Annotated in this window: 12 protein-coding genes and 1 pseudogene; 6 read left to right on the top strand and 7 right to left on the bottom strand. The window is 55.8% G+C overall.

The genetic code is table 11. The annotated features are described in order from the left end of the window. Positions 1-5 precede the first annotated feature (5 nt). On the top strand, positions 6-482 hold the full coding sequence (locus BB497_00460; protein AVI64215.1) for a hypothetical protein: 477 nt from the start codon (positions 6-8) through the stop codon (positions 480-482). Positions 483-625: 143 nt separating this feature from the next. On the opposite strand, the pseudogene BB497_00455 reads toward BB497_00460, so the two are convergent. Beyond that, a pseudogene (locus BB497_00455) lies at positions 626-1,821 on the bottom strand (homoserine acetyltransferase). Positions 1,822-1,899: 78 nt separating this feature from the next. Further along, a complete protein-coding gene (locus tag BB497_00450) occupies positions 1,900-3,072 on the bottom strand; it encodes a monooxygenase (protein AVI61280.1) in 1,173 nt (390 codons plus the stop codon). 114 nt (positions 3,073-3,186) lie between these two features. Here BB497_00450 and BB497_00445 point away from each other — a divergent pair, with 114 nt between their 5' ends. Then, entirely contained in the window at positions 3,187-4,026 is an 840-nt protein-coding gene (locus BB497_00445) for an NAD-dependent deacetylase (GenBank protein AVI64214.1), read from the top strand. Here BB497_00445 and BB497_00440 read toward each other — a convergent pair. Continuing rightward, positions 4,023-4,634 (bottom strand): 3-methyladenine DNA glycosylase, encoded by a 612-nt coding sequence (locus tag BB497_00440; GenBank protein ID AVI64213.1) that lies wholly within the window; start codon positions 4,632-4,634, stop codon positions 4,023-4,025. The two genes, BB497_00445 and BB497_00440, sit on opposite strands and share 4 nt — an antisense overlap. Before the next feature lie 79 nt (positions 4,635-4,713). On the opposite strand from BB497_00440, the gene BB497_00435 reads away from it, so the two are divergent. The 4 genes from BB497_00435 to BB497_00420 all read left to right on the top strand — a co-directional run bounded on the left by BB497_00435 (position 4,714) and on the right by BB497_00420 (position 8,560). Then, complete coding sequence (locus BB497_00435) at positions 4,714-6,198, top strand: hypothetical protein (GenBank protein AVI61279.1); 1,485 nt, start codon at positions 4,714-4,716, stop codon at positions 6,196-6,198. A gap of 89 nt (positions 6,199-6,287) precedes the next feature. Next, complete coding sequence (locus BB497_00430) at positions 6,288-7,334, top strand: DNA polymerase IV (protein AVI61278.1); 1,047 nt, start codon at positions 6,288-6,290, stop codon at positions 7,332-7,334. Between the two features lie 145 nt (positions 7,335-7,479). After that, positions 7,480-8,292, top strand: coding sequence for a hypothetical protein (locus tag BB497_00425; GenBank protein AVI61277.1), 813 nt, complete (start codon positions 7,480-7,482; stop codon positions 8,290-8,292). 19 nt (positions 8,293-8,311) lie between these two features. Next, complete coding sequence (locus BB497_00420; GenBank protein ID AVI61276.1) at positions 8,312-8,560, top strand: hypothetical protein; 249 nt, start codon at positions 8,312-8,314, stop codon at positions 8,558-8,560. Between the two features lie 78 nt (positions 8,561-8,638). On the opposite strand, the gene BB497_00415 is transcribed toward BB497_00420, so the two are convergent. From BB497_00415 to BB497_00400, 4 genes are all read right to left on the bottom strand, one after another. Then, positions 8,639-9,913, bottom strand: a complete 1,275-nt coding sequence (locus BB497_00415; protein AVI61275.1) for a 4-aminobutyrate transaminase — start codon at positions 9,911-9,913, stop codon at positions 8,639-8,641. A 68-nt stretch (positions 9,914-9,981) separates the two neighbouring features. Continuing rightward, a complete protein-coding gene (locus BB497_00410; GenBank protein AVI61274.1) occupies positions 9,982-10,920 on the bottom strand; it encodes a response regulator PleD in 939 nt (312 codons plus the stop codon). A 12-nt stretch (positions 10,921-10,932) separates the two neighbouring features. Next, complete coding sequence (locus BB497_00405; GenBank protein AVI61273.1) at positions 10,933-11,715, bottom strand: diguanylate phosphodiesterase; 783 nt, start codon at positions 11,713-11,715, stop codon at positions 10,933-10,935. A 218-nt stretch (positions 11,716-11,933) separates the two neighbouring features. After that, complete coding sequence (locus BB497_00400) at positions 11,934-13,148, bottom strand: CoA-transferase (protein AVI61272.1); 1,215 nt, start codon at positions 13,146-13,148, stop codon at positions 11,934-11,936. Positions 13,149-13,164: the final 16 nt, after the last annotated feature.

Below are 13,164 nucleotides of genomic sequence, written 5' to 3'. Positions count from 1 at the left end.
CAAGGATGCAAGCAACCCCGCTGGTGACCAGTATCATTGCACTGCTGGGGCTATGGATGGTTTTACGGCATTTACCGGACTTTGCGGTATCGCTGACAATGGTGTTGTTTGGCCAGGAGGATATACCCGCTAGTGTGTTAACGGTTCATGCTGTGCACTTTTTCAGTAATACGCTGATAGGTCTCTGCCTTATTTTATTGCGCGAGAAGCTGGGCAGGAGGTTGGTACCGCAAACTGTAGGCGTGTTAGTGAGTACACCTGCATGGCTGGCAGTAGGTGCAGCACTAATGGGTATTTATTTTGTGGCGATGGGCGCGGTGTCTATTGGCGAGAGTTTTGCACAATCGCGACCAAGCGCTACTCCCTATTTACGATGGCGGGGTGGTGCCTCTGTCTTAATAGGCGTCCTTCTATTTGTTGGCTCGGCGGGAATTGGCCGACTGTGGGCGTTGTTGTTGGGCTTGCGACGTGCTGGATGGTGATTAGAGAAAGACTAGGCTATACCGAGATTGGTCTACTAAATCAGTCAGCGGTTGTCGGGGCGTGAGGTTGGTTTATAGAGCCTGAGCCTGGTTTACAGAGCCACGATGTAAGCGCTGGCCCCAAAGAGCCAGCGCTCACGCCTTTACCTCAAAAACTCTCGCAGTGTTTCGCTAGCCTGGTCGATGGATAGAACACCATCCAAGTGGCCTCTGTTGCCTTCCAGGGTTTCAAGCGCCACCTCGTTGCCGCCTGCCTCAATTAACTCTGCGGTATGGCGCACGCCTTCGGGGGCGAATACAAGGTCGTTTTCACTGTAGAGCATTAGCGTGGGGGCGTTGATGGCGGCAAGCCCTTCCTCTAACGAGTCACCGTAGCCCGCCACAAAGGTTTGGTTGGCGCGCACCAGATACAGCAGGTGATTGGCATCGGAAAGCTCTGCGCGGGCGGCAGCAACGTCATCCAGGGTTTTCTCAATCGCGTAGCGGGCGTTGATATCCTGGGCGGGGTCGCGCTCTTCGTCGGCCCAGTCGCGGTTGAAGGTTTCATTGGCCCACTGCCAGTGGTTGGCGTTGAGCGTGACGAGCTTAAGCGCTTCTTTCAGCCCATCGGTGGGTGGTTCACCGTCGTAGTAGTTACCCTCGTTCCAGTTGGCATCCAGTCGAATCGGCGCGGCCCAAGCGCTAAGCGTTGCCAGTAGCCATGGGTCGGCAACGCCGCCACCGATAACAGGTATTAGCCTATCGACCTTGTCAGGGTAAGCACTGGCCCACTCTATTGCTTGAAGAGCGCCCATGGAAGCGCCCATCACGGCATGCAGCGATTCAATGCCTTGGCTTTCTAAGAGCTCGCGCTGCACTTCTACAAAGTCGCGAATCGTCACCACGGGAAAGTCCATTCCCCAGGGCTCGTCGGTGTCTGGGTTAATTGAAGCGGGGCCTGTGGTGGTGACATTGGGGTCATTGGTATTCAGGTTTACCAGCGTATCCGAGGAGATAATGTAGTACTCATCGGTATCCAAAGGTTTGCCGGGGCCAATGATCGCATCCCAGTAGCCGGTCGGCTCGCCATCGGCGTCATAGCGGCCTGCAGCATGGCTGGTGCCGGAAAAAAGTGGGTAATCAGAATAGCGTTATCGCGCGCCTCATTAAGCTCGCCATAAGCTTCCCAGCCTATCGTCACGTTGGGGATTGTCTCGCCGCCTTGCGTGGTGAAGCTCTCCATCTCGAAGGTTTGCTTTTCGACGACGCCATCCCAAGCCCATAAGGACGTGGCTAGCAGCAGGCCAAGACCGGTTAACGAGGCAAATGTGACCAGTGCATAGGGTTGCTTGCGTTGCATGCGCTTTCCTTTTTTGAGGGGTTGTTGTGATTGTTTTGGGGCTACTGATGGCAGCCTCCCCCCTCAGCATAGTCAGCGTTAGATGTTTTTGAACGGATTTAGCCCATTGGCCTGCTGCATCATCATGCGTTTGGCGAGCGGTACGCGTTCGGCAAGGTGAAGGCTAAGGTCGCCCAGCTGGCGTAGTGGTCTGGAACCCGTAAATAAATGGTGGAAGCTGTCGGTGGCGGCGATCATCGCTTGGTTAGCCGCTCGGCGCTGACATTCAAAGCGGAGTAGGTTGAGGTAGTCGCCGGGGTCGCGGCCTTGCATGATAATTTCGGCCAGTGTGTCGGCGTCGTGCAGGCCAATATTTAACCCTTGGCCAGCCAGCGGGTGCACAACATGGGCCGCGTCGCCAATCAGTGCTAAGCGCTTGCCGATATAGCGCTTGGCGTGTTGGCGTTTAATCGGAAAGCTGGCATGTGCAACGATACGGGTGAGCTTACCGAGACGTTTGGGGAAGGTGGTTTCAATGGCGTGCTGAAGCGCCTCATCAGATAGCTGCTCGCGGGCTTTGGTGGCTTCATCGCTGTCGTACCAAACGAGCGATGCGCGCTGGCCGGGTAAGGGTAGCATCGCGATGGGGCCAGTGGGGGTGAACACCTGCCAGCTGATATCCTGCTGGGGCAGCTCAGTCTCAACGTTAATAATCATCGCCCGCTGATGGTAGTCGTAGCTACTGATGCTAATGCCCGAAAGCTCTCTAAGCGTTGAGCGGGCGCCATCTGCACCCACAATCAAGCGGGCGCTTAGGGTTTTACCGTTATCCAGCTCCAGCATGCGGCCAGTAGTGGCTGCCATGGTGCTTAGCGGTGCGCATTCGGTGTAACAGGTAACGCTGGGAAGGTTCGCCAGGCGTTGCCACAGCGCGTACTGCAGCGTGCGGTTTTCGATAAAGAGGCCGAAGTCGTCCATGCCGCTCTCTTCGGCGGAAAATAGCGAGTGGCCGGTGCCGTCCTGGTTGGACACATCAATATGGCGAAACGGGCAGCAGCGCTCCTCAGGAAGTTCGGTACCGCTCGCTTTCACAAACGCCAGTGAGCGGGCATTAAGCGAAGAGATACGCAGGTCATAGTCGCCACTGAGCGGAGCTGGGGCGCTGCCACGTTCTACTAAGCCAACCGACATACCCGCATGGCCAAGCCGAGCCGCCAAGGCGGCGCCCACCATACCGCCGCCAACAATAATAATCTCGTGATCCCACTGCATGAGACACTCCTTACGTTGAAAACGAGGGCACATTGCATGTGCTTTGATTGTCATACAGTATCGTTTACTTGTAGCAATATTGCCTAGGGTGATCCATTGACGCAGGCCGTGGAAATGACAACTAGCACCGCGAAAGCGGGGGAAGCGTTGGCGGATTTTATCAAACGCTATTCTAAATTGTGGGTGATTACCGGGGCAGGGGTAAGTACTGACAGCGGCATTCCTGATTATCGGGATGCTGATGGGCAGTGGAAGCGGCCGCCGCCGGTGCAGCACGGCGATTTTATGGCATCACTCGCCGTGCGCCAGCGCTACTGGGCGCGCGCGCTGGTGGGCTTTAAAGCCATGCGCGAAGCCCAAGTGAGCGGGGCGCATCGTGCGTTGGCAGCGCTTGAGGCGATGGGACATGTGGAGCTACTGGTAACGCAAAATGTGGATCGTCTACACCAGCGAGCGGGCTCTAAAAAGGTAATCGACCTGCACGGTAGGGCAGACGTAGTGGCGTGTATGGCGTGTGAGTATCAAATGATGCGCCACGCCATGCACAGTGAAATGGCTAGGATGAATCCCTATTTTGCGGCGCTGGACGCCCGCCATGCCCCCGATGGCGATGCGGACTTAGAGACTGATTTCTCTAGCTTTAAGGTACTTAACTGCCCGCGCTGCCAGGGGATATTAAAGCCCCAGGTGGTCTATTATGGCGATGTGGTGCCCCCTGCTCGGCGGCTAGCTGCTCAGGCGGGGCTTGAAAATGCGAACGCGGTGCTCGCAGTGGGTACCTCGTTGATGGTTTATTCCGGCTACCGTTTCTGCCGCGAAGCCCACGCCAGGGGCATGCCGGTGGCCTCGCTCTCATTGGGCGTCACCCGGGCGGATGCACTGTTAACCCATCAGTGGCGGGCGCCGTTAACGCCTGTTTTAGAACATGCGGTGGCCTGCCTGACGCGAGGTTAACGTGCTTTTGATACCCAAGGATTGTTGTCTATCCATAGCCGCCAAGGGGCATCGCGGTCGGCGGGCTGGGCATAGTCGATACCCACGCGGGGGCCAGAGGCAACGGCGTGGGGCGGCTCGCCTGCCGTTATCCATAGCGCGTTAGGTTGAGTCATATCATGGCCATACAGCGCTTTATCAATACGTAGCGCTCGGGAGAGCTTGCCGGGGCCATTGCTCAGGTTATGCCCCCGCACATCACGCAGCGCACGCATAGCGGCTTCACCGGTAACCGGCTCTACCGCGCGGATAAGCACTGCGCAGGGGTTGCCTTCTGGCTGGGTGACCACGTTCAGCAGCCAGTGCATGCCATACACCAGATATACATAGGCGTGCCCCGGTGGCCCGAACATGGCCTCGGTTCTTGGTGTTTTCCGCCGGTGTGCGTGGCAGGCGGAATCTTCAGACCCACGGTACGCTTCAGTTTCCACAATCTTCGCTACCATGAGTTCGCCTTCATATTGGCGTACTAAATGGCAGCCCAGTAAGTCGTGGGCAACCTTAAGCGTATCCCTGCAATAAAAATCCCGTATAAGCGGTGTTAAATCGTCGCCCTCAACCGGGGCCATACCATTGGTTAGTGATTTCGTCTGCGGCATGTTATCGCCAATTACTTGAGTAAGCTGCTAGGGTATTCTCTAGGCGACTATTTTAAAAGCGGAGGCCCCTGTGCTGCCATTTGAACACCAGTTTGCAACGCTTCCCGAGCCACTGTGGTCTGCTTGTCAGCCTATGCCAGTGAGCCACCCCACGTTGATTGCGTTTAATGAGCCCTTGGCGGAAACGCTAGGTATGAAGGACAAACCTGATGATGCCACCCTTACCCAATGGTTTAGCGGTAATCAGCTACCGCCAGGCGCTGAGCCTCGGGCGCTGGGCTACGCAGGACACCAGTTTGGCAACTTTGTACCGCAGTTGGGCGATGGCCGCGCCCTGCTGTTGGGGGAAGTGGTCGACCAGAAGGGGGGACGTCGTGATGTGCAGCTAAAAGGCAGCGGCCGCACGCCGTTTTCCCGTGGCGGTGATGGCCGTTCGCCGCTGGGCCCGGTGCTGCGGGAGTATCTCGTCAGTGAGTTTATGGCCGCGGTCGGTGTACCAACCACCCGCGCCTTGGCGGCAGTGGCGACCGGTGAGCGAGTGGTTCGCCAATTACCCGAACCCGGCGCAGTATTTACCCGTGTGGCCAGCAGTCATATTCGCGTAGGCACCTTCCAGTTTGCCGCCGTGCGACGGGACGAACAGGCACTTAAAGCGCTGGCAGATCACGTTATTGCGCGCCACTATCCCGAAGCAGCCAGTGCCGAAGACCCCTACCTCGCCCTATTAGAAGCGGTTGTCGCTCGGCAAGCCACACTGGTGGCACGATGGATGAGCTTTGGCTTTATTCATGGCGTGATGAACACCGACAACTGCAGCATTGCCGGGGAAACAATTGATTATGGCCCCTGCGCGTTTATGGAGCAGTTTGACCCGCAAAAGGTGTTTAGCTCGATTGATCAGGGGCGCCGTTATGCGTTTGACAACCAGCCCGCTATCGCCCAGTGGAATCTTGCCCGCTTTGCCGAAACCCTGCTGCCGCTGATGCGTGAAGAGGGCGATGCGGTGGTGGCGCAGGCCACCGATATTATACGTCGCTTTGAGCCGCTATTTGATGCCGAACAGCGCCGCCTGCATGCGGATAAGCTCGGCCTTACGGCGGACAGTGACCAAGCCGAGCCGCTAATGAAAGGGCTGGAAAGCCGCATGCATCAAGGGCGTATGGATATGACCGCCACGTTTGACGCACTTACGCATTACGCAGAAACCTCAAGTGAGCAGCACAAAGAGGCGCTGCTGGCGCTAACCACCCAGCCCAGTGAGCTAGCAGTATGGTTAGCTACCTGGCAAGCAGAGCAGGCGGCCAGCCAAAACAGCGAGCGCTTAGCCATTATGCGGGGCGCCAATCCGGTGATCATTCCCCGCAACCACTGTATCCAGGAAGTTATTGATGCGGCGTATGAGGGCGATTTTGCGCCGTTTCACACCCTACTGGCGGTGGTCACCCACCCTTATGATGAATCCGAAGACGCGCGCCGCTTAGCCGCGCCGGCAACAGAAAACGAGCAGGTACTGCGCACGTTCTGCGGCACGTGATTTAAATCAGCGGGGTTTGCCGCTCATCATCGCTATAGCATGCCTTGTGATAAACTGTGATTTTTTACAGGCGGAGGCAAGGCTAGCCTGTGCGCAAAATTATCCATTGCGACTGTGACTGCTTCTACGCAGCGGTAGAAATGCGCGATAACCCGGCGCTTAGCGATGTGCCTATTGCGATAGGCGGCAGCGTTGAGCAGCGCGGGGTGGTCGCCACCTGCAATTATCCTGCCCGTAAGTTTGGCATCCACTCCGCCATGCCCATGGCTCAGGCGCTTAAGCGCTGCCCGCATCTAACGGTCATTCGTGGCGATATGGCCAAATACAAAGCGGTGGCGCGCCAAGTATTTGCGATCTATCGCGATGTAACCGAACTGATTGAGCCGCTTTCACTAGATGAAGCCTTTTTAGACGTTTCCGACGTTACACTGCACCACGGCAGCGCCACGCTAATGGCCGAAGCGATTCGCCAGCGGGTGAGCCGCGACGTGGGTATTACCGTTTCAGCGGGTGTAGCGCCGAATAAGTTTCTGGCCAAGATCGCCAGCGACTGGCGCAAACCCGATGGCCTGTTTGTCATCACTCCAGACCAGATTGATAGCTTTGTGCAGCAGCTGCCGGTAAAAAAGATTCACGGGGTTGGGCCACGCACCGCTGAAAAACTGGCAGGGCTGGGTATTCATACCGGCGGAGATTTGCGTGCTCGCCCGCTGACCGAGCTGGTCGAACAGTTTGGCCGCTTCGGGCATCGGCTGTTCGAACTTAGCTATGGGCGCGACGAACGGCCAGTAAAAACCCACCGAGAACGCAAATCGATAAGCACCGAGCAAACCTACTCTAAAGACCTGCCGACCCTGGAAGCCTGCCGCCAAGCGCTTCCCGAGCTGCTTAGCGACTTAGAGCGTCGCTATGCCAGGCTAGAGCCCGCGCCCGCCGTGCGTGGGCTAATGGTAAAAGTGAAGTTTAACGACTTTACCCAAACCACCGTGGAGCACGCCGACCCAGCACCTAACCTGGAGCAATTTGAAACGCTGTTAAAGGTGGGGTGGTCGCGGGGTGAAAGGCCGGTTCGGCTATTGGGCGTGGGGTACCGCTTGGCAGAAGAAACCACCGTTCAGCAACTGTCGCTGTTTTAATTAGCGGGTTAATACGTATGTCGATTGACGCTCTTCTTGGTAAGCGTTAAAACAGACGTATGATAGTTTGTCTGAACAATAGATATCGTGAGCAGGCGTAATGCTCACTTACCGCTTCCCGGCCTTATTACCCTGCGAGCCCCCCATGTCTGCCCAACGCCCCCGTTTAGTGTTTGCCCATGCGAATGGCTTTCCTGGCTTAAGTTATCGCACGCTGCTAGAACCATTGGCAGAGTCGTTTGATCTCCATCCGCTGGATCGGCTGGGCCATCATCCTGATTACCCGGTGAACCATAACTGGAGCAATTTGGTTGATGAGCTGATCAGCTACCTGCCTAAAAGTGACGCGCCGTTGCTGGGCGTTGGCCACTCGTTAGGTGGCACATTGATGGCCATGGCGGCCGATAAACAGCCCGAGCGTTTTTGCGGGGTGATTATGCTCGACCCGCCCTTGATGCTGGGGCCGGATGCCTGGGCGATGAAGGCGGCAAAACGGTTTGGTTTTATTGATCGCATCACGCCTGCCGGTAAAACCCAGGGGCGGCGCAGCGTGTGGCCGAGCCGCGAAGCCATGGCGAACTCGCTGCGCCGCCGTGGGCTGTTTTGTCGCTTTACCCCAGAGGCGCTAAACGACTACATTGAGGCAGGCACGCGCCTGTTAGACGATGGCAGCGCTGAGTTAACCTTCGACCCGCGTGTTGAGGTGGAAATTTTCCGCCATTTGCCGGATCACCTCTCCGGGCTGCCGCGCCGAGTGGGTGTGCCTATTCAACTGGTGGCCGGGCAGGAGTCACATCTGCTGACACCTTCGCGGGTTAAACGGCTTAAGCGTCATGGGCTAGCCATTAGCGAAGTGCCTGGTACCCACATGTTCCCTATGGAACACCCAGATGAAACGCGGGCAGCCATTGTGGCGGCTTGGCAGCGGTTTGAGCATGGGGCCAGCAAGCGCGCATAAATAAATATAAGGAGGCAGGATGTATCTTTCTGTACAGCTAAGCTATTACCCGTTGACTGATGATTTTAAGCCGGTGGTTAAAGACGTGGTAAAGCGTTTGGAAGCAACCGGGCTTGAAGTGCACCCTAACCGGATGAGTACCCAGGTGTTTGGAGAGTTCGACGAGGTGATGGCAGCTTTAAGCGATGTGATGAAATGGTCGTTTGAGACTCACGGAAAAGCCGTCTTTACAGTTAATTTCCTCGAAGGCGACCGGCGGCCGCGGTAAGAGATTGCCCTGGTCTGCTGCTTAGTAACTAAAACGCCGCCTAACTTTGGGCGGCGTTTGCTTTGGTACTCCTAATGCTTAAATCAGCGATTCCAGGCAGGATTCGATAATATTGAGGCCCTCGTTCAGCACGTCATCTTCAATCGTGACCGGCATCAGGAAACGAATCGTGTTGCCGTACATGCCGCAGGAGAGCAGGATCAGACCCTCTTCACGGGCTTTCTTACACAGCGCAGCTGCCAGCTCAGCGTTGGGCGTACGGTCGGTTTTATTTGAGACCAGCTCAAATGCTGCCATGGCGCCCATGTTGCGCACGTGATCGATGCAGTCAAACTTGCTCTGCCACTGGTTGAAGCGTTTGGCTAGCTTGTCACCCAGGGCCTGACTTTTCTCAAGAATGTTCTCTTCTTCGAACACTTCCATCACGGCCAGGGCTGCGGCACAGGCGGTGGGGCTGCCGGTATAGGTGCCGCCCAGGGAGTTGGGGCCAGAGGCATCCATCACCTTGTCGGTACCCACAATCGCTGAGATGGGCATACCGTCTGCCATACTCTTCGCCATGGTCATCATGTCGGGCTCAACGCCGCTGTGCTCAATGGCGAACATTTTGCCGGTGCGGCCAAAGCCAGACTGCACTTCGTCGATGATCATCAGCATGCCGTGCTCATCGCAAATTTCGCGGATCTTCTTCAGGAAGCTGGTGGGGGCCGGGTAGAAACCGCCTTCACCCAGTACCGGCTCAAGGATGATTGCTGCGGTGTCTTTCGGGTTGGCGTCGGTTTTCAGCGTCATTTTCAGGCCGCGAATGGCTTCGTCTTCGCTAACGCCGTGGTAGGGCACCGGGTAAGGGGCGCGGAATACCGTGCCTGGCATCGGGCCGAAATCGCTTTGATACGGGGCCACTTTGCCGTTCATGGCCATGGTGTAAAAAGTACGGCCGTGGTAGCCGCCGTCAAAACAAATCACGTTAGAACGGCCTGTCGCAGCGCGGGCGATCTTCACTGCGTTTTCCAGCGCTTCTGCGCCTGAGTTAGCCAGCATCACTTTGGCATGACCACGCACCGGGACGATGTGGCTCAGCTTCTCAGCGACTTTTACGTAGCCTTCATAGGGCATCACTGTTTGGCAGGTGTGCATCAGCTTATCGAGCTGGGCTTTGACTGCTGCGACTACCTTAGGGTGTCGATGGCCAACGTTTAGTACACCGATACCGCCTGCGAAGTCGATGAAGCGGTTACCGTCGGCGTCCCAGATCTCAGCGTTTTCGGCGCGATCCGCAAAGGCGGTGGCGGGGCTTGCAGCGCCCGCTGCGACGTATTTCTGCTTTAGTTCGTTTAGCTCGGCATTGCTCATGGCTCGCTCCTATTGGTATAGGGAGTGTGGACAGGTTGTCGTTTTAGCATAGTGTGCAATAAGCGTTGTTACATGGCTGACGGTGCGATAACGACGCAGTTGCGCCCGTTTTGCTTCGCCTGGTACATCGCTTTGTCAGCACGATCAAGCATTCGAGTGCTGGAGGCTTCAACATAACATGCAATGCCCGCTGAGAGCGTGACCGATAGCCTATGTTCAGTACACGGTGATTCAGCGACACATTGGCGAATACGCTCCATTGCCGTATGTGCGGCTTGGGCATTGATTTCAGGCATGATAATTAGGAATTCTTCGCCCCCCAACCGCACTTGCACGTCAGTCGAGCGAAGCTCGCCATTCACTTTGGCGGTCACTTCTTGAAGTACGTTGTCACCGGTAGCGTGGCCGTAGGTATCGTTGACGGCTTTAAAATCATCTAGATCAAACATGGCAATGCTAAGCTCACCGCCGTAACGTTCGCAGCGCTCAAGCTCTTCATCTAGGCGTTTAAGCCCTTGCCGACGGTTAACAAGCCCAGTAAGTTCATCGTGACTGGCCATATATTCTAAGCGCTCATTGGCCTGTGTTAAACGCTCTTCGAGCCGTTTGCGCTGGGTAATATCAACAACAAAAGTGACTTTTCTTGGTTTGCCATCATCGCCAATAGTGCGGGCGGCCTCGGCAATAATGGTGCGTGTTTCGCCGTTTTTACAGCGTACTTCCCACTCCTGGCGAAGCTCATGGGTTTCATTGCCTTGAATAAATACATCGTGAAGTTCTGCCATCTGCTGGCGGTAGGCGGCGGGCACCACCAGCGTAAAGTGCTGACCAATAAGCTCCTCTTCACGATAGCCATAAAACTGGCAGTAGGCAGGATTGACCATTTCAAAATGCCCGTTTGGGTCGGTAATGCAAATACCCAGGGGAGCCGTTTTAATAACGTTTTCAGTATTTTGCTTAGAGCGATTAAAAAGCTCATAGAGGTGGTCAGCGCTAATGGCAGTCATCCATTGCTCCCTTCAGGCCTGTACTTCTGCTCTTAACGCCAGCAGTAGCGGGGTAAGGTGGTGTCCCAAGGAATTTATAGCCGGTTTGGCAAAAAAGAAGCCTTGCTGACGCGTAATTCCTGCTTTTGCTAACCATAGCGCCTCTGCGCGGGTTTCTACACCTTCTGCAATCAAGGTGGTATCTAGCTCTTTGGCGAGCAAAATAATCGCATTGAGCAGTGCTTGGCGCCGCGGGTCTTGATCGCAGTTCATCACTAACTCACGGTCGATTTTCAGTTTGTCGGGGGTGAGGTCGGTGAGAAGATCCAGGTTGGCATAGCCGTTGCCAAAGTCGTCTAGCGCGGTTTTAAACCCCATTGAGCGATACGCATCAATGATGTTGCGTAAGTGTTGGCGGTCGCGCACTTTCTCGGTTTCAGTAATTTCAAAAATGAGCCGATGTGTGGGCCAACCAACGCGCTCTGAAACTTCCAGCGTTGCCTGGATACAGGCTTCTGGCTCATAAACAGCATTAGGCAGAAAATTGATCGATAGATCCGTCTGCATATTTAACGCACTCGCCATTTCAATCGCTTTGACACGGCAGGCTTGATCAAAACGGTAGAGCATTTCGTCGGTTACTTGGGAGATAACGCTCCAGGCGGATTCTCCGTTGATACCGCGCACGAGGGCTTCGTAGGTGACTACTTTCGCAAGCGAGACGTCCACAATGGGCTGAAACGCCATAGTGAACTCAAAAGGCAGCTCGCCTTCGCAGCGCTTACACGTTCCGTTGACCCGTGCGCAGTTAGCCATGGTGTCTCCTTTTTGATGACGACTATTAATCTAGGGGTGCAGGCTCTTACTACTGACACTGGTCAATTAGCGTGAGTTTAGAAAATACCTTAATACCTTTATTTTAGCCGTTTGTTAACTTTTTGTACATTTGTTGTATAAATTTCGAATGAGTTGATATTGCAACCAAAAAAAGCGCCGAAAGGGCGCTTATAAAGGAGATTACCAGGACGGGGATGTTAAATAACACCTGCCGTTCGCAGTGCTTGGCGCTGCTCGACGGTAATGCCGATCTCTTCCAGCACGCGTTCCGTATGCTCGCCCAAGGAGGGCGGGGCAGTGGTAGCGCTCATCGACTGGCCGTTGATACGGATCGGGTTAGCCACCAGGTCTACCTGGCCCGCTTGGCTGTGCGGCAGGGTCTGTTTAAGGCCGCGTGCTTGCACATGGGGGTCATCAAATACCCGGTCAAGGGTGTTAATAGGGCCGCTGGGAACGCCGACGGCTTCAAACGCTGCCAGCCACTCATCGGTGCTGCGCTGGGCAAGCGCAGCTTCAAGCAGCGGTACGAGCTGTTCGCGATGAGCGACCCGCTCGCCGTTGCTCGCAAAGCGTTTGTCTTGAGCTAGCTCAGGCAGGGAAAGCACTTGGCAGAAGCGTTTGAACTGCTCATCGTTGCCGACCGCCACAATCATGTGGCCATCCGCCGTGGCAAACGCTTGGTAAGGCACAATATTAGGGTGCGAGTTGCCTAACCGTTGGGGCACCTGGCCTGAGGTGAGGTAGTTAAGCGCTTGGTTGGCCAGCACGCCCACTTGCACATCCATCAGGGCCATATCGATATGGCAACCAACGCCGGTATCACGACGCTGATAAAGCGCTGCCAGTACCGCATTGGCAGCATACAGCCCGGTGAAAATATCGGTGAAGGCGACGCCGCTTTTCACCGGGCCACCCCCCGGCTCCCCATCCGGCCTGCCTGTTAGACTCATAATCCCGCCCATGGCCTGAATCATAAAGTCGTAGCCCGCCCGATGGGCGTAGGGGCTTTCCTGGCCAAAACCGGTAATTGAGCAGTAGATCAGCTCTGGGTTAATCGCCTTGAGGCTGGTGTAATCCAGGCCATACTTTTTTAGCCCGCCCACTTTGAAGTTCTCAAGCAGTACGTCCGACTGGGCGGCAAGCTGCTTAATAAGCGCTTGGCCTTCGGGCTTAGCCATGTCTACCGTAACCGAGCGCTTGCCGCGATTAGCGCATAGGTAATAGGCGGACTCAGCGCTGCCAGAAAGCCACGGAGGCCCCCAGTGGCGGGTATCGTCGCCACTGACCGGGCGCTCAACTTTAATTACCTCGGCCCCCATGTCCGCGAGCATTTGCCCGCACCACGGGCCAGCCAGTACACGGGAAATATCGAGTACTTTAATGCCTGCCAGTGGTTTGGTTGCTGTGCTCATCAACGGCCTCGCTTGG

Origin of the sequence: Halomonas sp. GFAJ-1 (assembly GCA_002966495.1) — a bacterium.
Lineage (GTDB): Bacteria > Pseudomonadota > Gammaproteobacteria > Pseudomonadales > Halomonadaceae > Vreelandella.
The sequence above is the reverse complement of the archived record's forward strand: the minus strand, read 5'-3'. Positions and strand labels throughout refer to the sequence as shown.